17 protein-coding genes are annotated in these 24,082 nt (G+C 67.9%); 4 read left to right on the plus strand and 13 right to left on the minus strand.

From position 1 onward, the window contains the following. Positions 1–15: 15 nt before the first annotated feature. The 4 genes from VT85_RS18270 to VT85_RS18285 all read right to left on the minus strand — a co-directional run bounded on the left by VT85_RS18270 (position 16) and on the right by VT85_RS18285 (position 6,817). Positions 16–321 (minus strand): ferredoxin family protein, encoded by a 306-nt coding sequence (locus VT85_RS18270; protein WP_068418554.1) that lies wholly within the window; start codon positions 319–321, stop codon positions 16–18. A 172-nt stretch (positions 322–493) separates the two neighbouring features. Further along, on the minus strand, positions 494–1,081 hold the full coding sequence (locus tag VT85_RS18275) for a peptidylprolyl isomerase (RefSeq protein WP_068418556.1): 588 nt from the start codon (positions 1,079–1,081) through the stop codon (positions 494–496). Between the two features lie 170 nt (positions 1,082–1,251). Continuing rightward, positions 1,252–2,001 carry a class I SAM-dependent methyltransferase gene (locus tag VT85_RS18280; RefSeq protein WP_068418559.1) on the minus strand — a complete coding sequence of 250 codons (750 nt, stop codon included), beginning with the start codon at positions 1,999–2,001 and terminating at the stop codon, positions 1,252–1,254. Between the two features lie 187 nt (positions 2,002–2,188). Beyond that, a complete protein-coding gene (locus VT85_RS18285) occupies positions 2,189–6,817 on the minus strand; it encodes a tetratricopeptide repeat protein (protein ID WP_068418562.1) in 4,629 nt (1,542 codons plus the stop codon). Positions 6,818–7,412: 595 nt separating this feature from the next. On the opposite strand from VT85_RS18285, the gene VT85_RS18290 reads away from it, so the two are divergent. Then, positions 7,413–9,695 (plus strand): HEAT repeat domain-containing protein, encoded by a 2,283-nt coding sequence (locus VT85_RS18290; RefSeq protein WP_068418568.1) that lies wholly within the window; start codon positions 7,413–7,415, stop codon positions 9,693–9,695. 15 nt (positions 9,696–9,710) lie between these two features. Here VT85_RS18290 and VT85_RS18295 read toward each other — a convergent pair whose 3' ends face one another. The 5 genes from VT85_RS18295 to VT85_RS18315 all read right to left on the minus strand — a co-directional run bounded on the left by VT85_RS18295 (position 9,711) and on the right by VT85_RS18315 (position 14,784). Next, complete coding sequence (locus VT85_RS18295) at positions 9,711–10,733, minus strand: YihY/virulence factor BrkB family protein (RefSeq protein ID WP_197490857.1); 1,023 nt, start codon at positions 10,731–10,733, stop codon at positions 9,711–9,713. A 124-nt stretch (positions 10,734–10,857) separates the two neighbouring features. Continuing rightward, positions 10,858–11,922 carry a thioredoxin family protein gene (locus tag VT85_RS18300; protein ID WP_068418574.1) on the minus strand — a complete coding sequence of 355 codons (1,065 nt, stop codon included), beginning with the start codon at positions 11,920–11,922 and terminating at the stop codon, positions 10,858–10,860. A 300-nt stretch (positions 11,923–12,222) separates the two neighbouring features. Next, positions 12,223–13,044: a hypothetical protein gene (locus VT85_RS18305; RefSeq protein ID WP_068418577.1), complete on the minus strand. Its 822-nt coding sequence runs from the start codon at positions 13,042–13,044 to the stop codon at positions 12,223–12,225. A gap of 59 nt (positions 13,045–13,103) precedes the next feature. After that, positions 13,104–14,177, minus strand: a complete 1,074-nt coding sequence (gene floA / locus VT85_RS18310) for a flotillin-like protein FloA (RefSeq protein WP_068418580.1) — start codon at positions 14,175–14,177, stop codon at positions 13,104–13,106. 46 nt (positions 14,178–14,223) lie between these two features. After that, entirely contained in the window at positions 14,224–14,784 is a 561-nt protein-coding gene (locus VT85_RS18315; RefSeq protein ID WP_197490858.1) for an NfeD family protein, read from the minus strand. Positions 14,785–15,342: 558 nt separating this feature from the next. On the opposite strand from VT85_RS18315, the gene VT85_RS18320 reads away from it, so the two are divergent. From VT85_RS18320 to VT85_RS18330, 3 genes are all read left to right on the plus strand, one after another. Then, a complete protein-coding gene (locus VT85_RS18320; RefSeq protein ID WP_156512944.1) occupies positions 15,343–16,479 on the plus strand; it encodes a hypothetical protein in 1,137 nt (378 codons plus the stop codon). Between the two features lie 132 nt (positions 16,480–16,611). Next, positions 16,612–17,835, plus strand: a complete 1,224-nt coding sequence (locus VT85_RS18325; protein WP_068418590.1) for a dipeptide epimerase — start codon at positions 16,612–16,614, stop codon at positions 17,833–17,835. Continuing rightward, positions 17,828–18,697: an alpha/beta fold hydrolase gene (locus VT85_RS18330; protein ID WP_068418593.1), complete on the plus strand. Its 870-nt coding sequence runs from the start codon at positions 17,828–17,830 to the stop codon at positions 18,695–18,697. The genes VT85_RS18325 and VT85_RS18330 overlap by 8 nt, the downstream gene beginning before the upstream one ends. Positions 18,698–18,707: 10 nt before the next feature. Here the strand turns inward: VT85_RS18330 and msrB are convergent, their stop codons facing one another. The 4 genes from msrB to VT85_RS18350 all read right to left on the minus strand — a co-directional run bounded on the left by msrB (position 18,708) and on the right by VT85_RS18350 (position 23,914). Beyond that, positions 18,708–19,493 carry a peptide-methionine (R)-S-oxide reductase MsrB gene (gene msrB, locus VT85_RS26915; protein WP_231871406.1) on the minus strand — a complete coding sequence of 262 codons (786 nt, stop codon included), beginning with the start codon at positions 19,491–19,493 and terminating at the stop codon, positions 18,708–18,710. Between the two features lie 45 nt (positions 19,494–19,538). Further along, a complete protein-coding gene (locus VT85_RS18340) occupies positions 19,539–21,005 on the minus strand; it encodes a hypothetical protein (protein ID WP_068418595.1) in 1,467 nt (488 codons plus the stop codon). 70 nt (positions 21,006–21,075) lie between these two features. Next, positions 21,076–22,314: a hypothetical protein gene (locus tag VT85_RS18345; protein WP_068418598.1), complete on the minus strand. Its 1,239-nt coding sequence runs from the start codon at positions 22,312–22,314 to the stop codon at positions 21,076–21,078. A 94-nt stretch (positions 22,315–22,408) separates the two neighbouring features. Continuing rightward, a complete protein-coding gene (locus tag VT85_RS18350; protein ID WP_082859007.1) occupies positions 22,409–23,914 on the minus strand; it encodes a class II fumarate hydratase in 1,506 nt (501 codons plus the stop codon). Positions 23,915–24,082 lie beyond the last annotated feature (168 nt).

The following is a 24,082-nucleotide window of genomic DNA, read 5'->3' on the forward strand; positions in this document are numbered from 1 at the left end:
GCGGGCCGTCGGCGATCAGCTCCGCTTACGGCTCTTGTCGCAGGACTCCGCTTCGAGGGCGTCCTTCTTCTCGTTGATGTTCGGGCTCTGAGGCGACATCTCGGCGTTGAGCGCCGTGAATTCCTTCCACTCCTCGGGGAGGTTGTCCTCGTGGAAGATGGCCTCGACCGGACACTCGGGGACGCAGGCCTCGCAGTCGATGCATTCGTCCGGATGGATGTACAGCATCTGGGCGCCTTCGTAGAAGCAATCCACGGGGCAGACCACGACGCAATCCGTGTATTTGCAATCGAAGCAGGGCTCTGCGACGACGTGAGCCATGAACGGACTCCTCAAACTATCAATCGGATCGAACCAGGCAGGGAGAGGCCGCCCGCGCGGCAGCGGCCCAGCAAGATAGCAATCTTAGGGTCGTCGCGTCGGGTGGTCAAGAGATGCAGGCGGGGCCTGCGGCGGGGGCGTGGGCCCCCACCGGCCGCGATCGATCCATTCGTCAAGGCTTGACGCGCTTGGCCCCGGTGATGGTGATCGGCTTCACGGGGACGTTCTGGAGGCCGCCACGATCCTGGACCGGGGTCTTGGCGATGGCGTCGACGACGTCCATGCCCTCGACGACCTTGCCGAAGACCGTGTAGCCGCCGCCGTAGGTGTCGAGGGGGGCGTTGTCGGCGTGGTTGATGTAGAACTGGCAGGTCGCCGAGTTGGGATTGTTCTGCCGCGCCATGGCGATCGTGCCGCGCTTGTTGGACAGGCCGTTGCTCGATTCGTTCGGGATCGCGGCGCGGACGCCTTCCGTCTTCTCGCGGAGAGTGGCGTCGTGGCCTCCACCCTGGATCATGAAGCCGGAGATCACCCGGTGGAAGATCAGGTTGCTGTAGAAGCCGTCGTCGACGTACTTGAGGAAGTTCTCGACGGTCTTCGGGGCCTTCTTGGCGTCGAGTTCGACGACGATCTTCCCCTCGGTGGTGTCGATTTCCACGCGGGGGTTCTCGTCGGCGCCCTGGGCGCCGGCGGGCGTGCTGAAGGCCAGGCAGGCGCCCAGGCCGAGGATCATCCCGCAGATCAAGGTCGTCGAGATCATGGTGCGTCCAGACGTCGTCACGTCGTTCTCTCCGTGTTCGCGTTCGCGAGACCGTCGCCGAAGGGCCGGGCGACGGCCCTCCCCTCGGCGCGAAAACTCAATCCCGCCAACCTAACACGGCGGATCGCGGCTGTCGAGCGAGCGCGCCGAGCCGCCAGGCCGGGCCGCGCTCAGGCGTCGCGGCGGCAGACGAAGCAGTCCTGATGCGCGTCCCAGGCGGCGTCGCCGTGCTGGACGAAGGTCAGCCCCTCCACGGCGCGGATCTGGTCGAGGACCCAATCGACGTGGGAGACCGACGTGCCGTAGTGCCACTCGGTCCCCGGATACCGGACGTAGCCGAAGCGGTCGCGGTCGTAGGCCGAGGCCAGTTCCGCAAGGGCCGCATCGTCATGGCCGTAGTGGAAAGCCCGGGTCGCCATGAATTCGTGGGCGCGGCGGCCATGGGTCGTGAAGATCAGGACGCCGCCGGGCCGCAACGCGGCGTGGAAGGCCCTCAGGAAGCGCACCCACTTCGGGCCTTCCAGGTGGGTGAACAACGACCCGACCCAGACGAGGTCGTAGTGCCCGGCCCGGACGGGGATGTCTTCCGGGTCGTCGCACGAGTAGACTGGAACGGCGTCGAACGTGGAGGCGCAGAAGTCGACGCCCTCGCGGCTCATGTCGCAGGCGGTGATCTCGGCGTTCGGGAAGCCCATCCGGAGCCAGCGGATGACGCGGCCCTGCCCGCAGGGGAGGTCCAGGATGGTCTCGACGCCGAACGGGCTGGCGCCCGCTTCGGTGCGACCGGCGGCCTTCAGGCCCTCCTGGATGCAGTCGAGCGCCGAGCGGCCGACGCGGAAGTAGTGCTCCATCCCCGCGAAGTCCATCTGCTCGTGCGGGGACAGCGTGCGGTTCAGCGTCTCTTCGGCCGACTGGTTCATCCCTTCAACTCCCGGCGGGCCCCGACCTGGTCGCGCGGCCGGAGACTCTCCCTCGGCCGTCCAGGTCGGACGCGGCCCACCTTAACGATCGTCGCGACTCTGGCAAGGCCGGAACGCCGAAGGGCGGCGAGGGTCTCCCCCGGCCGCCCTTCTTGCGACGATCTCGATGACGCGATCCGGGGGCGGCTCAGCGCCCGTCGACGTCGATCTGGTTGACCAGCCGCACGGCCTCATCGGCCATGTCCGGGCTGAGCTGGTCCTTCGAGGCGATGGCCTTCGACAGGTGATCCTTGGCGCGGTTGCCGCGGGCCTTGTCGGCGGCGATCAGCTTGCCGTAGTGGTAGTGCAGCACGGCCAGCTCCGGGGATCGCTTGAGCCCTTCCTGGTAGGACTCCTCGGCGTCGGCGGGACGGCCGACCGATTCCTGGATGGCGCCCAGCGTGTCGTAGAACTCGCCGGGGAGGGCGGCCGGGTTGGCCCGTGCGACCAGGGCCTGCGCGAGTTCCAGGGCCTCCTGGCTGCGGCCCAGGGAGCTGTGGAGCACCCAGGCCTTGTTGTTGACGGCCTCGATCGACCCCGGCTGGAGCTGCAGGACGCGGTCGTACTGCTCGACGGCCCGCTCGAAGTAGGGCCGGGCCTTGTCCGGGTCCGGCTGGCTTTCGGCGAGGGAGAGGAGCAGATCGCCCAGGTTCAGGTGAGAGACCGGCGAATCGAGGAGCGTCGCGGCCTTCTCGGAGAGCGGCAGGGCCAGTTCCAGTCGGCGAGCCTTGTGGAAGCCGACCGCCGCGGCCAGGAGGGTCGTCCCCTTGGCGTCGCGGTTGGCGATCTCGGCGGCGAGCCGCTTGGCCTCTTCGAGCCCGGCGGGGCGTGCGGCCGGGCTGGCCGGGTCGGGCTCGGCCAGGAGCTGCACGTACTGGGCGACGATCGAGGGGTCCGCCGGTTCGGCGTCCAGGCCCCGCTTCAGCGCGGCGAGGGCCGCCGGGCGGCGATTCCGCTTCAGCTCGATATCGGCCATCACCTGATAGGCGTCGGCGAACTTGGGATCGGCGGCGAGGGCCGCTTCGAGCTGGCTGACGGCCTTCGTCCGCGAGGCCTCGCGCTGGGCGTCGCTGACGCCCGAGGCGTCGAGGGCGCGGGCCTGGAGCAGGACCGCCTCGCGGCTCCCCTTCTCAACGCCGAGGACGTAGTCGGCCTGCTGGAGCGCCTCGTCGACCTGGCCGACCTTGAGCGCCGCCTTGCCGAGCGAGACCCGGACGTCGAGGCGACGGGGCTCACGCTCGACCGCCTGGGCGTAGGCCTTGGCGACGTCGATCGGGCGGTTCTGCGAGGCGAACAGCCGGGCCCGCAAGATCGGACCGACCGACGAGTTCTTGGCGACCCTGTCGATCTCCTCGGTGATGCTCACGGCCTGCGTGTAGTCGCCCCGGCGAGCCGCCTGGTCGCACTCGGCCTGGAGGATGGCGAGGTTGGTGGGGAACTTCGTCCGGTACTCGCGGATGAGGTTCGCCGCCTTCTCGTCGAGCGAGCGGAGCTTCGCCTCGTCGCCCGCGGCCATCGCGTCGGCGGCGGCCAGGGAGACCACCTCGACGAGGCCGGCGGCGAGGTTGCCGTCGCTGGGCGACTCGGAGACGAGGCCCTGGAGCATCCGCTCGGCGCCTTCGTAGTCCTTCTGATGACGGTAGACGTCCACGAGCATGCGACGGTAGACGCCGGTCGAGTCGTCCTTCGCCTTCGATTCCACGAATTGCAGGCCCTTGGCCGGATCGCCCCCCTTGGCGAGGATCAGGTACTTCGCCTGGACGAGCGGAATCGACGTCGGCTGGGCCTCAAGGCCCTCGTCGACGACCCGGATGGTCCGCTCGGCGGAAGTCTCCATCGGGGGCGTCTCGTTCTCGACGGCGGCCATCATCAGGTAGAGGACGTCGGGGGCTTTCTCGCCGTCCTTCGAGAGCAGGTCGACGGCCTTCCTGAGGAGCGCCGTCGCGTCGTCGTACTGCTTGGCCTGCATGTGAAGGAATGCGCGGGTGACGACGGCCGAAGCGTTCGTCGGGTGGTCCTTCAGGACGAGTTCGAGCTGGGCGAGGGCGGACGAGGCTTCGTCGTGCTGGCGATAGAAATTCGCGGCGCGGACGCGCTCGTCGGGGTTGGGCGGGTTCGTCTCGTCGCCGAGCAGCGAGGCCAGTTCCGCCTTGGCGACGGGCCACTGCTTCTTGGCGACGAGGGCGGTGACCAGCTGCCAGCGGTCGGCGCGGGTCAGGGCGCCCGACTCGTTGTTCCGCTTCAGCTCCTCGAATCGTCGGATCGCGTCATCGACGTTGCCGTTCTGGAGCGACAGGTTCGCCAGGGCGGACTGGGCGGCCGACATGAGGGTCACGCCCGCCTCGACCTCCTTGCTGGGCCGGTCGCGGACGATGCTCTCGAGGGCCTTGGAGGCCTCGGCGACGGAGCCCGAGCGGCCGTCGAGCTGAGCCTTCCAGAAGGCGACGATCTTGTTCTCGGGGTCCTTCTTGAGGGCCTCGTCGAAGTGGGCGATGGCCGCGGCGATCTCGCCGCGCTTCAGGGCGAGCTGGCCTTCGAGGATGTCGCCGGTGGCGCCTTCCTTCCAGCGGCTCCGGACCTTGGCGACCACCGCGGCGGCGGCGTCGAGGTTGTTGCGGCTCATCTCGAGCTGGGCGAGCTGGACCCAGGGGGCGGAGCTATCCGAACGCTCGCCCAGCTCGGCCAGGAGCTTGCGGGCGTCGTCGACGCGGTCGAGCGAGTCGTTGAGGATCTGGGCCCGCATCATCGAGAGGGTCACGTCGTCCGGGTGCTGGACGAGGAACGCGCCGAGCGACTTCTCGGCGTCGTCGGCCTTGCCGTCCTTGGCGAGGAACGCGGCCTCGAGGCCGGCGATCTCGGAGGCGTTGGGGAACTTGGCCTTGGCGGCGGCAAGTTGCTTCCGGGCCTCTTCCTTCTTGCCTTGCTGCTCCAGGATGAGGACCGCCAGGTTCTCGGCCGCCGGGGGGGCCTGGCCGGTCTTGCGGAGGGCGTCGATCCGCGCCATGGCCTCGTCGGGCCGACCGCGCTGGACGTCGATCTGGGCGAGCCGGAGCGTCGAGCCGCCGTCGGACTTATCGCCGAGCTTGGCGACCTTCTCGAACTCCTGAGCGGCCCGTTCAAGGTCTCCGGGCCCTCGGCGGGCCTGGAAAAGCTCGCCGCTGAGCTGGTGCAGGACGACCTTCATCTCGCCAGGGATGGTCCCCTGGGCGAGCTGCTTGGAGAGCGAATCGATGATCGGCGCGGCTTCCTCGGGGTATCCGGCCTGGAGGATGGTCCAGGCGGCCCAGAACTCATACTGGGGGTCGAGGCTGGACATCCTCAGGGCGTTCTGGAGGTACTGGCGCCCCAGCGACTGCTCCTGATTGAGCACCAGGGCGACGCCGTAGCGGGCCTGCGCCTCGGCGACCTCGGGGAGCTGTTGGGCGGCGGCCTTGAGGTGCGCCAGCGCGCTGGCCCGGAGCTTGGGCTGGGGCTTGGCCGGGGCGTCGGCCGGATCGGGCTTCTTCGTCGCCGAGGCGACCACTCCCGATTCCTCCAGCTCGACGGCCCCCTGGAAGAGGTGCCCGAGCCCCTGATAGCGGGGTTCGGCCGCGGCCAGCAGGGCCTGGATGTGGGGAGCGGCCTTCGCCACCCGCGCCGAGTCGTCGGCCTGGACCAGCGCCATCTCGGCGCCGACGGTGTGGAGCCCGAGCACGATCAGCGAGGAGCTGGGCCGTAGCGCGAGGGGCGAGGCCAGGGCCTCGTTGACAACCTGGAGGCAGCGGTCGCGCTGGCGGCGGAACCGGAGGTGGTCGGCGTAGGTCAGATAGATCTGGTAATCGACCAGCTCGCCCGCCTTCCGACTCGTCTCGAAGAGGGTCGCGAGCTGCTGCTCGATGGTCTCGATCAGGGCCTCGGTCGTGGCGTCTCCCTCGACCTGCGACATCCGCACGAGCGAGCGCTGGGTCTGCTCCAGGAGGTAGCTCAGGCGGGTGGCCCGCTGCGAGCCGGGCTCGGCGGAGGCGAGGAACCGATCGGAGAGGGCGACCATCCCCTTGACGATCTCGGCCCGGGCGGCCGGATCGGACTCGTTCTGGACGTCGAGGGCGGCGAGCCGGAGCTTGGCCATGAGGTCGGTCGGCGCGGCGTCGTCGGCCAGGGCGAGCTTTCGGCCCGCGGCCAAAGCCGCGTCGCGGCCGGGGGCGTCGTTCGTGGCGACGGCCAGGCGGGCCTGGGTCAGGAGCCTGCGGACCTCGGGGGCCTCGCCGGCGACAAGGCGGTCGTACAGCGTCCGCACCTCGGCGAGGTTCGGAGTGCGGGACTCAAGCCCGTCGAAGGCCAGCACGAAGGCGGCGTCGAGGTTCTCGGGGTCGATCGTCGCGACTTCCTTCGCCCAGTAGACGGCGTCCGACGCGACGTCGTCGGCCATGGCGAGCTGGAGCAGACGGACCCGAGGCCCCTTGAGGTTCTTATCGAACTTCACCGCCTTGATGAGGTGGTCCGTGCGTTCGGTCCGCAGGGCGTCGCGACGCTCGGCGGGGGCGGACTTCAGCATCTCATCGTAGAGTTCGGCGAACTCTTCATGGATCGCGGAGTTCTTGCTCTCCGACTGGAGCGCCTGCTTGAAGTAGATCTCGGCGTCCGCCAGTCGCCCGGCGTCGCGCGCCGTCCGAGCCTGTTTGAGCACGCTCTGCGAGGAGGGGGGGGCGAGTGTGGACGAGATCGCGATCACGCCGACCACGGCGACCGCGACGAAGAGTCCCGAGAGGATCAACAGAGGCTTCCAGCGGACGGTCATCGGGCTAGTCTCCTTCAGCTCGAGGTGCCGGGCCGACCCGTAGGCGGGATCCGCGACGCTGAACCTTCCGGGTTCGCGCGCGGCGCCTTGCGAGTCGGGCGTTGTGTGTCAGAGGAGATCGAAATCGGCGTCGACGGGACGACGCGGGTTCCGCCGGGAGGCGGGGACGGGGGGCGTGGTGCGATGTCCAGCGAGGGGAGTGGCGTTAATGCGCGCCCGACCCGGCCTCAAAGTCGCAATCCTTTGCCGTAGCGTCCCTGCATCGAGGCAATGCTCAAAATAGGGCTTCCCCTCCCCGAGTTCAAGCCGACTTTCCGCAACCCGGAGATTCCGCAGATCGTGCATGCCCGGAGCGGCCCGTCTGGCCTGGCCGCTCGACGCCGACGATTCCCATCCCGGGTCGATCTGCGGTTGGATTTTCCTTGCCGTGCGAACCGCGTCGACGCCAGAGTGAGTCGGAACCCCCGGGAACCGCCCATCGGCCGGATCGAGCCCTCGATCGAAGGCGTTCGTCCAGCCGGATCGCCGAGGAGGTCGGTTCGGCGAGCGAACTCGCCCCGACCGGACGATCGATCAACCTGGAGAGCGGGGCTCGATGAGCACATATCGATTCTTCCTTCTGGCCGTCGTCGCAACGCCTCTCGCGGCCCAGGCTTCAGAGCGGACCTATGAAGGAAGACCGATCTACGCCTGGATCCTGGATATCGGAAGCGAGGACTTCGATATCCAGGATCGGGCGTCGATGACGCTTCGCCGCGTTGGGCCGGAGGCCGCCGCATCGCTCCCGGAGATCGTGGCCCTGCTCGACGACCAATCAGGGCCCGTGCGCGCGGCGGCGGCCGAGGTCCTCGGTCGCATGGGACCGGCGGCGAAGGCGGCGGCCCCCCCGCTCATCAAGGCGCTGAGATCCGTCCGGATCGACCGTCGGAACGTCGGCTTTGAGCGTCTCGAGGATCCGCTCTTCGTCTTCAGGGTCGTTCGGAGTCTCGGCCGAATCGGTCCCGAGGCCGCTGGAACGACGGCCGCCCTGATCGACGCAATCGGTCCCCTCAAGTCCGATCAGGAGATCCTCAAGGAGGTCTTCTTCGCCATCGCGAAGCTCGAACCGGAGCCCCTGCCGATCCTGATCGCGAAGGGCCTCAAGCATGAGGACCTCATGGTCAAGGCGGCCTGCCTGGAATTCCTGGGCTGGCTTGGGGAAGAGGCGGCGCCCGCCCTGCCGTCGCTCTTGGAACTCTATCAAGAACAGGGCGAGTTCGCCGAGGCGTTGAGAATCAGCCTGGGCGAGGCTCTGGGCTCGATCGGTCCCGCAGCCAAGGCCGCCCTCCCCTTGCTGGCCAGGGAAGGGGACGTCGCCGCCCTGCTTCGGATCGCCCCCGAGGACCCGCTCACGCTCCAGACGGTCCGCGAAAGACTAGAATCCAGGGATGAGCAGCTTCGCCTACCCGCGGCGCTCGCCCTCGCCCGATTCGACCCGATGTCGCAGAGCGCCCTGTCGATCCTGGGGGAACGGTTCCCGGTCATGGCCGCTCCCCCCGCCGACCGAGCCTTGATGGATCTCACGAGCCTGCCGCCGATCCTGGCCGAGATCGACCGCGATGGACGAGTCGCGATCCCCGCCCTGGTGAACGCGCTACGGAGCAACGACGGGAATACGCGCGCGGAGGCGATCGTGGCCCTCGGTTCGTTCGGTCCACGCGGGAAGGAGGTCGTGCCGACCCTCGTCGCGCTCCTGAAAGACGAAGCCGAGTACATCCGTCGGGACGCCGCCTGGGCCCTGGGGTCGATCGGCCCCGACGCGAGAGCCGCAATCCCCGACCTGATCGCCGCGACGAAGGACGAAGGCTCGGACGTCCGCAAGATGGCCTGTAAATCCCTGGCGAAGATTGATCGCGACGGTGAAACCTCGCTGCCCGCGCTTCGCAGGGCGATGCAAGACGAGAATCCGTGGGTCCGGGACGATGCAACCTTCGTGATCGGCTCTCTGGGAGAGAAGGCGAGGCCCGCCGCGCCGGAGCTACGAGCGATGATGAAAGAGCACAAGTCCGTCGCCGCGGCCTATTCGCTCTGCCGGATCGGCGAAAACGTCCCCGAAGACCTCGAGACGTTGATCGGATTCATCCCTCGACACGACTCGGCGGAGCAAAGCCTGCTGGCGCCCGTGGTGTTGGCCCGCCTCGGCCCACAGGCGCAGGCAGCGACCCCGGCGCTCATCAAGGAGTTGGAGAGTCATAGGTCGCCCGAGGAACTGTTGTGGGACGAGTCCTCGGTCATGGCTCTGGGCCGGATCGGTCCTCAGGCGAAGGCCGCGGTTCCGATCTTGAAGGCGCGAATGCAAGACCAGGACGGCCCCCTCCGCGACTGGTGCGCGATCGCACTGAGCCGCATCGACCCGGACGCCGAGAACGCCTTTCCGACACCCGACGCCCTGCTCGATCGGGAAGCCCGCCATCGCCGCCGGATCGCGCGACTCGAGGCGACTCAGTACACCCTCATCGCGGCGCTCGGCGGCATCCATGACGTGCCGGAAGGAGGGCGCGAGAGCGTGCTCCTGATGCTGGGGAACCTCGGCCCGCAATCGAACCAGTACCCGACGTTCCCCATGTACGTCGGCTGTCGCGTGGACGAAGCCTTGGTCCTCGCCGTGACTTGCTGGGCCGCCGCGCGGACGAACCCCGGGACGGGGGCCTCGGTTCCGCTCCTCATCGAAACCCTGAAGCACGAGGACGCCTTCGTCAGGACGACGGCCGCGTATGCGCTCGGCGGCCTGGGGACCTCGGCCAAGGCGGCAGCCCCGGCGCTTCGGAACGCCCAGGCCGACCCGGAACGGAGCGTCCGGGATTGGTCCAAACGAGCCCTGGAGCGAATCACGCCTTGACCTGGATCCGCGCGTTCAGGAATCCGGGTCGGCGTCGTCGGCGCTCGCCGTCGCGCTCGCGTCGGGCTCGAGACTGCGATCGGCCGAGGGATCGTCCAGCATCGGCGAGCGCATCCGGTTCGACTTCTCCTTGAGAGGTCCCCGCCTGAAGAAGGCCCCGATGAAGCCGGCCGCTCGCGCCCGGGTGGACGGGCTCTCGGTCCGCTCGCCGTAATCCTTGCCGTAGGGCGAGGCGTCCTCGATCACCTTGTTGAACTCGGCCGCGACCAGCAGCTCCACCGCACAGAGCCAGATCCAGCTCATCAGGACGATCACGCCCGCCAGGGAACCGTAGGTCGCGCTATAGTCGCCCCAACGCTGGACGTAGTAGCGGAACAGGTAACTCACCGAAACCAACAGGATCGATCCCAGCAGGCTGCCGGGCGTGATCCACTCCCAGCGCTGGTCCGCGTCCGGCGCGAAGTACATGGCGGCTGCGAAGCTGATGAGGATGAGGCCGAACACCGTCAGGGCGTGGGCGAGCGTCAGGAGGTACGCGGAAGCCCCCTCCAGTCGCAGGAAGCCCAGGATCTGGGGCCAGAGAAGGGTGCTGGCCAGGACGAGGATCAAGAGGATCGCCTCCAGCACCGCCATAAACAGGGCGATCAGCCGCTGTTTCCAGTAAGGCCGCCGCTCCGTCACGCGCATGATCCGGTTGACCGCGTCCATGACCGAGACGAACAGGCTGGAGTTCAGCCACAGCAAGGCGAACGTCCCGAACGAGATCAGACCACCGCTGGGACGGCTGCGCATGCTCTCGAGTTCGCCGACCAGGAGCTTCGTGGCCTCGGGCGGGAAGATCCCCTCCAGCAGCGTCGTCGGATCGACCTGCTTGTCGCGAGAAATCCAGGGAAGCACCTCGGCTGCGAGCATCACCACGAGGCCGAGGAACGGGACGAGGGACGCGATGGCGTAGAAGGTGATCGCCGCCGCCCGCGTCATCAACTCGTCTTCGTTGAGCTTCGTCCAGGTCCGTCGCAGCGCTTCCTTCAGCGACAAGCCGCCGAGGTCCATCGCGGAACGGAACCTTCGCTTCGATGCGTCCATCGTCGATCGCCTCGCCGTCTCGCGTTCACCTAGCCACGTCGCACGGTCAATGCAAACGGGGTGCCCGAACCGGCCGTCAGCGGCGAATCGTCCGCGACGGCGCCAGTGACATGAACGCGTTGCGGTGCTGGTCATCGGGGAACCAGTAGCTCCGCCCGGCCATCGTCAGGCTGTAGCGGGGATCACCCGGAACGAGGACGCCCGCCTCGGCCAGACAGTGCGGGCAATTCCCCTGCTCCTCGACGCCGACCGTCGCATATCGATCCGGATCCCCGACGAATCGGAGCCGGTCCTGCTTCGAGGCGCAAAGGTAGAGGCGTCCCTTGTAGAGGGCCCCGAACCGGGGATCGCCGGGGGCCTCCTTCCCCTGGTCGAGTTGCTCGACGGGGCATCGTCCGTTATTGGCCGGGACGTAGCGATCGGGGTCCCGGCGGAAGAGGTTGAAGGTCACGAGATTGGCGAACTTGTAGACGCGTCCCTGATGCGCCACGGCGTATTCCGCCTGCCCCTCGACGAGGCGCTTCTCGGCGACCAGGCTCACCGGGCAATAGCCCGAGAGTTCCACGTGTTCCTCGATCTTCGAGGGCTTCTCAACCTTCGCGATCTGAATTTGGGAAGGCTCGGGAGGACCGACGAACTCCCGCGCGAGTCGGGGGGCGTCGGCCAGATCCTCCACGTTGTGGCGAGGGGCCCGGCTCGCGACGGCGCGGCCGAGGAGGCCGTCGAGGTCCTCGGGGCCGAGATAGCCCTGATGGACGCCCAGCACGTTGCGCGAGGGATCGACGAGGACCGTGGCCGGGAGGCCCGTCAGGCCGAAGCTCAGCGCCAGGTCTTCCTGGACGTCCGCCCGGAGCTTGACCGCGACGAAGTCCGACCGCGACCGTGCCACGACGGCGGGGGCCGGGAAGCTGTCCTGCTCCATGCGGAGGCAGTTGGGGCACCAGGGGCCCGTGAACTGGATCCAGAGCAGGCGATCGGACGTGCGGGCTTCCTCAAGCGCCTGACCGTAATCGGAACGCCAGGCAAGTCCGTCGTCGGGCGGCGCGTCATCGCCGAGGGAAGTGGGGATCGGGGCCGTCCACGCCAGGGCGAGCAGGGCGCCCAGACGCACGAGGCGCAGGGGGGATCGGTGGGGAGGCATCGGATCTCCTCGTCGACAGTCGAATCGCGAAGATGTCGTGATTGAGTGAACGCCCGGGAACCGGACGCACTCCATCCGTGGAGATACCGCTCTGCTAAGTCGAGAGGCGCCATGCCATTGGCGACGGACCCGGATGCTCTCCAGGTCCAGGGTCGTTTATCGGCGCGACGGCTCCACGCCTGGAGCGAATTCGGGACGACGATCGGGCCGGAAACGAACTCGGCCTGCACGATGGTTGCAGGCCGAGGGATGCGCGAAATCGGCGCATTCGCGCGGGGGGAAACGAACAGGGGGCGGGGCTCAGACTCCCCTTCGAGACCTGCGAAGGCTGACCGGGGGCTGGAGGACTTCGGCGATCAGGGCCATCTCGCGCAGCCGGGGTTGGTCGGCGATCATCCGACTTAGTTCCTGGGCGGTCAGGGAGGGAGGGACGACGTTCGACGCGACGGTGGCGGCGGCCGACGAGGCGTTCCGAAGCGAAGTGTCGCCAAGGGCCGTGAGTTTCGACGTGAGCGGGGAAAGGTCCATCGGCTTGCCCCGATTCAGGGCCATCGACTGACCGACCTGCTCAGAGAGCACGCGCTGCGTGGCAGGATCCTCGCCGAGCGGACGCTCCCCTCTCGGCTCCTGACGGCGGCTTCGGGACGGCTTGCGCGCGGCCGCGGGGCGAGGGCTCGATCGGGGTCCGGAAACCGGCGCGGACCCGATTTGCATGCGACTGACGGGATCGATGAACACGAGCTCGTCGTCGATGACGTAGACGTCGGCCGCAGGCTGCCCATCGGCGGCCGCCTGGCGTCCGATCCGACGCGGGGGCGTCGGCGCGGAAGAGGGCGACGGCCTGGGGACGCGATCGGGCGTCCACGCCCCGCCCTCCTCCGAGCCGAGATCCGCCGTCGATCGTCTCGACGCCGAGGGCGCAGGCGACTCGCCGTCCCGGATCCCGGCGGTCTCCTCGCGACGGGCCGCGGGCCCCAGGGCGTTGGGCCCCGGTCGACCTCCCGGTCGGGCCGGTCGCTGCGGCAGCGGCTGGCCCTCCCGGTTCAGGAGCGAGGTCAACGCCCAGATTGCCAGGAAGATCAGGGGCACGATGAACTGAGAGATGGCTTCGAGCCTACCCATCGGCTGCAACTCCTGCGATCACGAGGGGCGGGGGCGGGGGCGGGCGACGCGACGACGGCTCACGGGGTCGAGACCACGGGCTGTCGCACGTTGCTCCCGGTGCCGGCGATGGCCGAACGCATCTCGGTGTCGGCCTGGACGTTCCTCAGGTTGTAGTAGTCCCCCACGCCGAGGTGGCCCTGGCGGAACGCCTCGGCGATCGCCAGCGGGACCTCGGCCTCGGCCTCGACGACCTTGGCGCGGTTCTCCTGCACGGCCGCCTGCATCTCCTGCTCCTTGGCGACCGCGAACGCTCGCCGTTCCTCGGCCTTGGCGCGGGCGACGCGGGTGTCGGCCTCGGCCTGGAGGGCCTGGAGGTTGGCGCCGATGTTGTCGCCGACGTCGATGTCGGCGATGTCGATCGAGAGGATCTCGTAGGCCGTCCCGGCGTCCAGCCCCTTCTCCAGCACCCGCTTGGAGATCGAGTCGGGCTTGCCGAGCACCTGGAGGTGGGTCTCGGCCGAGCCGATGGCGTTGACGATGCCTTCGCCGACGCGGGCGATGATGGTCTCGTCGGTCGCCCCGCCCACCAGGCGGTCGAGATTCGTCCGCACCGTCACCTTGGCCTTCACCTTCAACTGGATGCCGTTGCGGGCGACGCCGTCGATCGTGCTCCGCCCCTGGCTCGGGTCCGGGCAGGGGATGACCTTCGGATTGACGCTCGTCTGCACGGCTTCCAGCACGTTCCGGCCCGCCAGGTCGATGGCCGTCGCCTGCTTGTAAGAGAGCGGGATATCGGCGCGGTTGGCGGCGATCAGGGCGCGGACCACGTTCGGGACGTTCCCCCCCGCGAGATAGTGCGACTCCAACGCCCGCGTGGTGAGGCCGTCCTTCTCGGTCAGTCCGGCCTGATAGGCCATGATCTTGGACCGGACGATGATGTTCGGGTTCACCTTGCGGAAGGACATCCCGACCAGGTCGACGATGCTGACGTTCGCCTGGGTGAGGAACGCCTGGATCCAGAGGTTGAAATACTTGGTGATGAAGATACCGCCGAGAAGTGCGATCACGCCGAGCGTGACGACCCCCAGCCAGAACAGGGTCGTGACGGGCATCGCGGGCGGATTCGCCTGAGCGAGAATCATGGCGGTCATGGAAGATCCTCGTGGGTTGTTGGTCAGTCGCTGTCGTCGAACGGGCCTAGGCCTCGGCGCCGAGATCGACGTGAGGCGGGGTGGGTTCCTCACGCCGAGAAGTCGGCTCTTCCCTCGCGGGGACGTCGATCGGCCGGACGACGACCTGGCCGGAGCGGACGCGGACGACGCGCACCCGCACCCCCTCGGCGATGAGACCGGCCTCAGCCATCCCATCATACCGTCGACCACGAAGCTCGACATGGCCGCAGGGGCGCAACGGTGTGAGCGACCGGCCGTCGGTCCCCACCAGGTCATGGATCCGGCGGTCCGTGTGCGAGACGTCGATCTCCTCAGGCTCCGGGGGGACGAGCGCGAACCGACGACCTAAAGGCGAACGCGACCACAGCCGGAACGCCAGCACCGCCGTCGTCGGCACCGCGACGAAGTCGACGGCCGCGAAGATCATCCCGAGGCGTCGCGAGGACTGGAACGCGTTCCAGAGCCCGAGGCCCAGGCAGACGATCGCGCTGAGGCCGATGAAGCCGCCCGACGGGATGAAAAGCTCCAGAACCAGGAGCATCAAGCCCATCGCCAGGAAGACGATCGGCCAGAACGCGTCATCCACGATCCGCCCCCCTCGAGCCCTCGTCAGTCCCGCAACCCCCCGCATCGGGACGCCCGCGAGATCCGGCCGATTGTTTCACATCGTCATTGTACGCGATCCGGACGCCCGCCGCCAAAGGATCCGGCGGCCGCCGATTTCCACGATGAGAATCGCCCGAAATCCCGCCGAGCAAACCCCCTTGCGAAACGTCGGGGCGCCGCGTCCCGCTCCTCCGGAAGCCCCACCCAAGGCCCGCGCCCCGCCCGCGTGAAACCTTCGACGCACGGGTCCAGGTTTGATCCAGGTCGCTGGGCCAGGCCGCCGTCCGCGGATGTACCTGGAGGTCGAAAGTTGCTAATACCTTAAGGAAAGACTTCGCCACGTCGTCACCCGATCGTGGAACGCTTTCCCACTCAGCAGGGCTCATCAGTGAAATCCGTCACTCCGTGGATCGCGTCCCTTCTGGCCATCCTCGTCTGGGGGGTTTCGACGTTCGGCGAAGACTCGAACCCCAAATCCACATGGAAGCTCGGCGCCCCCATCGTCACCTACTGGGCGGGGCCGGGATCGCATACCCCATTGAACGACGTGACGGCCTCGCAACTTGCGGCCGGCGGCTGGAATCTGGGCTGGACGAAGCGCGCCGAGGACCTCGACATCTACGATCGCCACGGGCTGCGCGCGGTCCTTGAAATCGGCATGCCCGATCTCGACGACCCGGCGCAGGCCGAGGCGCTCGACGCCTTGATCGTCAAGGTCCGCGATCATCCGGCGCTCTATTCCTACTACCTGGCCGACGAGCCCGGTGCCGGCGCGTTCGCCAAGCTGGGCAAGATCATCTCCTGGATTCGTCGACGCGACCCGGCCCACATGGCCTTCATCTGCCTGCTGCCGACGTACGCGAGCGACGGCCAGCTCCAGGTCAGCGACGACGTCGCGGAGCGAGCCAGGGTCGGCTATCCGCAGGATTTCGCGGGCGTCAACACCAGCGACCTGACGGCGGTGCGGTACCGCGATCACCTGAGACAGTTCGTCGACGTCGTTCGGCCCGACCTGATCAGCTACGACCACTACCATTTCCAGCATTCCGGCGACGGCACCCAGTACTTCCTCAACCTCGCCCTGATCCGCTCGACCGCACTGGCGGCCGACGTCCCGTTCCTCAACGTCATCCAGGCCTGCGAATCCACGGGCGAAGGTCTACGCCTGCCCGATGAGCAGGAACTGCGCTGGCTCACCTACACCTCGCTCGCCTACGGAGCTCAGGGGTTGGCCCACTTTCGTTACGACACGGGATTCTGGAAAGACCCCAGGGAGACCAGCGTCCCGCTGCCGCGATTCTGGGCGGTCTCGCAGCTCAACCGCGAGTTCGTCGCCGTGGCGACCGAGCTTCAACCCCTCCGCTCACTCGGCGCCTACCATTCCGAAAAGGCACCCCTGGGCGGCGAGCCCCTCCCGGCCGGAAGCGCCTTCACGCCCGAACCGTCCTCGCGAGATTGGCTCCTCGGCTACTTCGGATCGTCGGTGGGAACTCCAACGCACGTCTTGGTCGTCAATCTGAATTACAAGGCGAGGACTCGAGTAGCGCTGAACGGCCCCGGCGACATGGAGGCGTTCCATGCGCCGACCGTGGTCTGGCGTCCCCTGCCGGGCGGCGATCGGATCGAACTCGACCTCCCCCCCGGTGGTGGAGTTCTGGTTCGCCTGAACCGATAGGTTCAGGTGAGGGCGAGCGGATCCAGGGGGCTCATGCGCCGGCGTGTGTTAGGCTAGGGGGGCCCGGACGAGTGACGAACGACCGTCGCCGCGCATCCGGCCTCGCGAAGCAGGAATGACCGGGAGCTAGCCTTGTCCGATCCATGCCCCTCCCCGCGGTCCTCGTCCCGGGGAGTTTCGATTCGCCGGCTGACCCTCTACCGCGTCGAGGTGCCGCTCAAGAAGCCGGTCAAGCACGCTTCGCACGAGCGAACGACCAGCGAGAACCTCGTCGTGCGCGTCGAGTTGGACGACGGCGCGACCGGCTTCGGCGAGGGCGTCCCCCGGTCGTACGTGACCGGCGAGACGATCGAGACCACCTTTCAGGCCCTCGAAAAGTGCGAATGGCCCCGCGCGATCGGTCGACCGGGCTCGTTCGCCGAGGTCGTGGCGACCCTGGAACGCCTGAGCCTCCCGGAGATCGACGACGACCCCCGTGGGATGCGCGGCAACGCCGCCCGCTGCGCGCTGGAATTGGCCGTGCTCGACGCCTACGGTCGGAGCTTCGGCGTTTCGCTCGGCGAGGCCGTGGCCCTGGCGACGGCCGACGGGCTGGAGCGGAACGCCCGCCCCCTCCCGGTCCGCTACAGCGCGGCGATCACGGCCGAATCGCGCCGCAAGGAGCGGATCTCGGCGATCAAGTTCCGGGTCTACGGCTTCCGAGACGTCAAGGCGAAGGTCGGCGTGGCCGGCCAGGACGACCCTGGGCGGCTGGAGACGATCCGCCGCATCCTCGGGCGTCGGATGGACATCCGCATCGACGCCAACGAGGCGTGGCGGGCCGACGAGCTGATCGAGAAGGTCGACCCCCTGCTCCGCTTCCGCCCTTCACTCCTGGAACAGCCGGTCGCCCACGCCGAGGTCGACGCCCTGGCGGATCTCCGGCCCCGCCTCGGACTCCCCGTGATGCTCGACGAGTCGCTCTGCGGCTGGCCGGACGGTATCGCGGCGGTCGACCGCAAGACGACCGACTTCTTCAACGTCCGACTTTCCAAGTGCGGCGGCGTGCTGCCGTCGCTCCGCCTGATCGGCCTGGCTCGCCGCAACGGGCTGGGCGTGCAGCTGGGCTGCCACCCCGGTGAGACGGCGATCCTCTCGGCCGCCGGCCGCCACGTGGCCAGTCGGGTCGCGGGCATTCGCTACCTTGAAGGATCTTACGATCGCCACATCCTCAAATCGAACGTGACTCGCGACGACCTCACGTTCGGCTATGGCGGCCGTGCGAGGCCGATCGAAGGCCCCGGCCTGGGGATGCGCGTCGACCCCGATCTGCTGGCCGCGATGACGACCGAGACCCGGGAGCTCGACCATGCCTGAGGTTGCGCACGAGGAGATCGAGTTCACAACCTCCGACGGCTACCCCTGCCGCGTCGCCCGCTGGCCGGCCGTCGGCGAAGCCCGAGGCCGGGTGGTCGTGCTGCACGGCGTCCAGAGCCACTCGGGATGGTATCCCGGACTGGGCAGACGGCTCGCGGAGGCGGGTTACGACGTCTCGTTCCCGAACCGGCGCGGCTCCGGCCCCAACCTTCAGGAACGAGGTCACACCCCATCCGCGCTCCGGCTGGTCGAGGACGTCGCCGAGTGGATCCAGCGGATCAAGGCCGAGGCGCCCTCCCTGCCCATCGCCCTGGCCGGGATCAGCTGGGGAGGAAAGATCGCCGTGTTGACGGCCGTCCGCAGGCCCGATCTGGTGGACGCCCTGGCCCTGATCTGCCCCGGCCTGGAGCCCCAGGTCGGGGTCACGTTCGCCGAGAAGCTGCGGATCGCTAAGGCGGTCTTCACAAACCGCCGGAAAACGTTCCCGATCCCCCTGGCCGACCCCGCCCTATTCACCGACGACCCCGAGAAGCAGGCGTTCATTCGCGACGATCCGATGGGGCTTCGGCAGGCGACGGCCGGGCTCTTGCTCGCCAGCTTCCTGATCGACCGGATGATCCGTCGAGCCCCGAAAAAGCTCCTCCAGCCGACGCTCCTCATGCTGGGGGGGCGGGATCGGATCGTCGACAACGCGCGAACTCGCGCGTACTTCGGGAGGGTGGCCGCCGAGGACCGTCAGATCCTGGAATATCCCGACGGCTGCCACACCTTCGAGTTCGATCCTGACCCGGGGCTCTATGCGAGCGATCTTGCGACCTGGCTGGAGCCCCGCCTGGCGGCGAAACGAGAGCGTCCCCGTTGATCGATCAGGATCACCGACTTCGGGGAGACCGGCTCGAACCCGCGCTGTCGTGAGCCGGGGCGGTGGATTCCGGCGACTCCGGGCGCTCGTCTCGGGTGGCCGAGGACCGTCGCCGGTTAGTCGTCTTGCGGTTGGCGGTGGTGGGCCGGGCCGGCTCGGAATCCAGCTTGAGCGCCAGCGAATTGATGCAGAAGCGGAGGCCGGTCGGCGCGGGGCCGTCGTTGAAGACGTGTCCGAGATGGGCGCCGCAGCGGGAACACATCACCTCGACGCGGGGCTCAGCTTCGCTCCGATCCAGGGCCTGTTCGAGAACCTTCGTGTTCAGGGGCCGCCAGAAACTCGGCCATCCCGTGCCGGACTCGAATTTATGGCGGGCGTCGAACAGCTCGGCCCCGCAGCAGACGCAGAGGAAGGTTCCCTTGAAGCGACCGTGCGAGTATCGCCCGGACCACGCCGGCTCGGTCGCCTTCATCCGGGTCACGAGATACTGGTCGTAGGTCAGGAGCTTCCGCCATTCTTCGTCGGTCTTGACGACGCGCTCGGGCTCCTTCGCGGACCTGTCGGCGGCCCCGGACTTCGACTCGACGGTCGCGACGGACGTCGGCGAATCAAGGACCGTCGGCTTCTCGGCGGGCGCCTCCTTGGCTTCCTGCGCCGTCCCATTGCCGGCGAGGATGACCAGGGCCGCCGCTGCGACGAAGTATCGGGATGACGCCAGCAGATGCGGGAAGATGTTCATGGTCCAGCCGCCCGTGGTTAAAGTCTGGATCCGCGCCCGCGTCGCAAATTCGAACACGCCTCGGTCGCATGGGATGATCTCGACTTCATTCTACCGGGCCGTCTAGGGCTGAGTGGCGGGATTCTCAGCGGCGAGCCTCGGGGAACGCTTCATCTCGGACTTCTCGGCCTTGAAAGCGGCTTCCAGGAGCGAGCCCGAGACGACGCCGGGGAATCCCTCGACGACGGCCACGTCGGTGCCGCGACGCTCGACGACCCGGCAGTCTCCGTCCGCGCATCTCCATAGCGAATCGGGCACTTCCTGGGGCTGGAATTTCTTGTCGCCCATCCGGTCGGTCTGATACCGGACCAGGGCTTGAGCGAACTCGCGGGCGTCGGATTCACTATCCCAGGTCGTCATCCAGACTAGGCCCAGCTTTCCGTCCGGCCCCTCGAAGGCGGCGTAGCGGTCGCCGTCCCATCCCGCCGCGGCGGCCGTCCCGCCGTGGCGACGGAGCAAAACCGCAGTCTGCATCTCGCCCAGGACGTTCCGACCGACCTCCTTCCAACCCGGACCGGGGTCGAGGTTCCCCAGTTCGATCAGGGTCGGATTGTCGGGATTTTCTTCATATTTGGCGGGGTGGAGAATCTGTTCTGTGGAGAGCGGAGGATCCAGATAGGCGGCGTCGATCCCCTTCCAGCCGTCGTCGTTGGCGAGCTTCGCGCAGAAGACCATGCCGCGAAGGTAGGGGAAGAGCATCGATTCGGTAATGATCGGAGGCGCTCCCTTGAGTGCCTGGCCTCCTCCCAGCGAGGTCATGAAAGGCGCCATGAGGCTCAGGCCCCGGGCCAGATTCTCGGACGGGGTCTTGATGATCTCCGAGCCTTCCCAGTCGTCCATGCCGGCCGCCATCATGGCCAACGTCGCCTCGCCTTCGATCAGGGCGGAGACCGCCAGCGACTGGTCGTCGTTGCGCTTGGAGATCTGGTGGAGGGCGTCCAGATCGTAGTGCTGGTCGGAGAGGGCGTGGGTCATCTCGTGGGCGATGACGGTCTTGTTCTCGTCCTTATCGAAGCCGCCGGTCTTCCCCAGGAACCGTTCGAGGAACGTGGGAGGCTCGTTCTTCTTGGCCTCGGGCTCCTCGATCATGTACATGGTCTTGGTCTTGGGGTCGTAGTAGGCGGCGATCTCCTCGGAATAGACATCGACCAGCAGCTTCTTCAGGTCCATGTCGGTCGGGAGCAGGCCGAACGCCTTGAGCGATTTCTCGTTGGCCTCGAACTCGGCCGGCGTCATGTCCTCCTCGAACTCCTTGAGGAGCATGTCCTGGAGCTTCTCGCGCTTGGTCACGTCGCGCTTGACCTCGTGCTTGAAGGGGATGCGACGGAGGCGAGGGAGGATCTTCTCGAAGGCTTCCTTGTAGCGGAGCTGGGCGTCGTTGGAATTCCCCTGATCGGCGAGGCCGTCGCCGACGTGGAGGAGGTCGGTCCCCGCTTTAACGTCGGGGTGGATGTCCTGGCCCCGGGAGGAGCCGACCAGGAGGAGCGCGAGAGCCGCGAGAAAGGTCGACTTCAACTCGAAGAAGTGCATGGAGATCTTCCCTGGGCGACGGAGGCTTGGAAGGGAATCGATTCGAGGCGCGGCTGGATCGCGCGGGAGGTCACGGGCGTCGAGCGTTGATGGTCCGTCGAACCGAGGTCGGCTTGGTCTGGGCGGGCGTCGACGATGGCGGCGGGGCCGCCGGCAGGGCCGCGGAATCCGGCCTGATCCGCAGGAGTTGCTTCGCCGCGAACAGGCGGACCTCGGCCGGCCCGCGAGGACCGTTTCGGGAGTTCATCGAGCGGTGCAGCCGGTTCGCCAGGTAGTCGAGGATGCCCGGCTCGGGGACACCGATGGCGCGCAGCATCTGGACCTCGCCGTCGCGGGTGAGCTTGCCTTTGTAATGGGCCAGGCTGCCGTACGCGCGATTTTTGAGTTCCTCGCTGTAGCCCCGTCCGAACTGGTTGCAAAGGTCCTCGATGGCCTCTCCCGCGTCTCGGCCGCCGGCCGCGACGATCTGTCCGAGGGCCCGGCGGAACTCGTCCCGATCGTTCTCGACTCGCGCCTGGGCGTCGGCCGCGACCTCGACGCGTGCGTCGAGCTTGCGACGCTCCATCTCGTCTTCATGGGCCTGTTTCAACAACCCTTCCTGCCGGATCCGCTCCATCAGCTCCTCGCGAGTGGGGGGCGCGGGCTCGGGGAGTTCGTCGACCTCGGGAGTCGACGCCTCAGGCTGGGGAGGGACCGGCTTCACCGCGTCCGAAGCCGTGGACGCGATCGAGATCGGTGGAGCGGGGCGAGGTTCTTCCGCTTCGGTCGGCGGGTCCGAGGGCTTCGTCTCAGCAGGCGGCGCGGGCTCGGCGGTCTTCAAGGGAGGCGGTCCGGAGCCGGGCCAGGCCAACACGTCCGGGGCGAGGGGGGCGGCGGGCTCGACGGGCCGGGGGGAGGCGGCGACCGGAGGCGAGAGTAGGAAGCCCGGCGGCAAAGGCTGGCTTTCCAGCGTGAGGGGCATGGGGATGTGCGGAGCCATCGCCGCCGAAACCTGCGCCAGCGTCTCGTCGAGATCCGGCGCGGCGGGCGGGAGAGTCTCGGCCTGGGAGGCCGCGAGCGCCTGCGTGCGCGAGAAGATCGGCTGGACGTACAGGTGGTGGTATCCCGCGAACAACGCCAACGACGCGACGAGCGTCAGCGGGAACAGCACGACCGCGGGCAGGCCGCGATTCCGATACTGGATCACCACGACAGGCTCGGCCGGGTGGGGCGCGTCCGCATCGGGCGATTCCTCCTGGCCCTTCGATGCGTCGAGACGCCCGATGTCAAAATTTTCGGCATCGAGGTTGAAATCCGGATCGTCGATCATGTGATCCCGCCCCCATGGTCGCCCACTCCGAGTCGCTCCTCATTCTCTCCGAAATCACTCTGAAAGTCCCAGAGAAGTTTCCAGGAAACCCCATTCATCCCCCGAGGGCGCCGCCTTCATACCCTCGATGAGTCTGCCGCATCGGGTCGAGCAGGCGGTCGATCTCGGCCCGGGAAGGGAAGCCGCCGTGTTCACGCAGCAACTCGGTCGAGGCCGGCAGGCCGAGCCGCCCGGCGATGTCTTCCGGCGTCTTTCCATCCATCTTATACGCGAGTTCCCGGATCGTCAGCCCTTCGCGGTATGCGGCCTTGGCCAGAGCGGCGGCGTTATCATAACCGATCCGGGGAGCGAGCGCGGTGCACATGGCCAGGCTCTGCTCCACGTGGTCCCGACACTGCGCCTCGTCGGCCTCGACGCGAGTGGTCCCCTGGGCCTTCTGGCCGGCGAGGAACTCCCGGGCGTCGATGCACTTGAGGGTGAGATGCTCCGCCGCGTCGGTCAACAGCCCGATCGACTCCAGGAGGTTGTAAGCCATCACCGGCATCATGACGTTGAGCTCGAAGTTCGATCCCAGCGCGTTCGCCCAGGCGATCGTGGCGTCGTTCCCCACGACCTGTGCGGCCACCATCATGACGGCCTCCGGGATGACCGGGTTGACCTTCCCCGGCATGATCGAACTTCCCGGCTGGAGTTCGGGGATCAGGACCTCGCCGATCCCGCAGCGGGGGCCGGATCCCAGGAGCCGCAGGTTGTTGGCGATGTTGGACAGACTCACGGCGACGGTCTTCAGGAGGGCCGACGCCTCGACGATCCCGTCGCGGCCGGCCATCGCCTCGAAGAAGTTGGCGGCCGGTCGGAAGGACAGACCGGTCTCTCGGCCCAGCGCCTCGGCCATCCTCGCGGGGAACTCGACGTGAGTGTTGACCCCCGTTCCCAGGGCCGTGCCGCCGATCGGCAACTCCGCGAGGGCCTCGGACGCGACGCCGATCCGCCTCAGGCCGTGGTCGATCTGCGCGGCGTAGCCCGAGAACTCCTGCCCGAGCCGGATTGGGACTGCGTCCTGGAGATGCGTGCGGCCGATCTTGACCACTCCGTCGAACGCCTCGGCGCGCTCGGCCAGGGCGTCGCGAAGCCGCTCCAGCGCGGGCTTCAGCCGCTTCTCCAACTCCTCGCGCGCCGAGACGTGGATGGTGGTCGGGATCACATCGTTGGAGGATTGGCCCAGGTTCACGGCGTCGTTGGGATGGACGGGCGATCGTCCCCCCCGGCGGCCGACGGCCTTCTCGTTGGCGAGACCGGCGACCACCTCGTTGGCGTTCATGTTGGTCGAGGTACCGCTCCCCGTCTGGAAGATCACCAGCGGGAACTGGTCGTCGCGGAGGCCGTCTGCGACCTCTTGCGCCGCCTCCTCGATCCAGGCGCCGAGCTTCAGATCGAGCAGCCCCAGGTCGACGTTGACCCTCGCCGCGCTCTTCTTGACGAGCCCCAGCGCGCGGAGGAAGGCTCGCGGGAACCGCAGCGAGCCGATCTCGAAATTCCGACGAGCCCGCTCGGTCTGCGCCCCGTAATACGCGGCGGCCGGAACTTCCATCTCGCCCATCGAATCGCGTTCGGCTCGGGCCTGCGTCACGGTAAGGCTCCTGCTGCATGAACGGTTTCTGGTGAAGCGGCAAACTCCATCATCGCACGCGCGATTCGCTCAGGAGGTGCTGGATATGAAAATGTCGTGCCGCTCACTCGTCGGCCGGGGCGGCCTCCGCGAGTGCAT

Origin of the sequence: Planctomyces sp. SH-PL62 (genome assembly GCF_001610895.1) — a bacterium.
In the GTDB taxonomy this organism is placed as follows: domain Bacteria; phylum Planctomycetota; class Planctomycetia; order Isosphaerales; family Isosphaeraceae; genus Paludisphaera.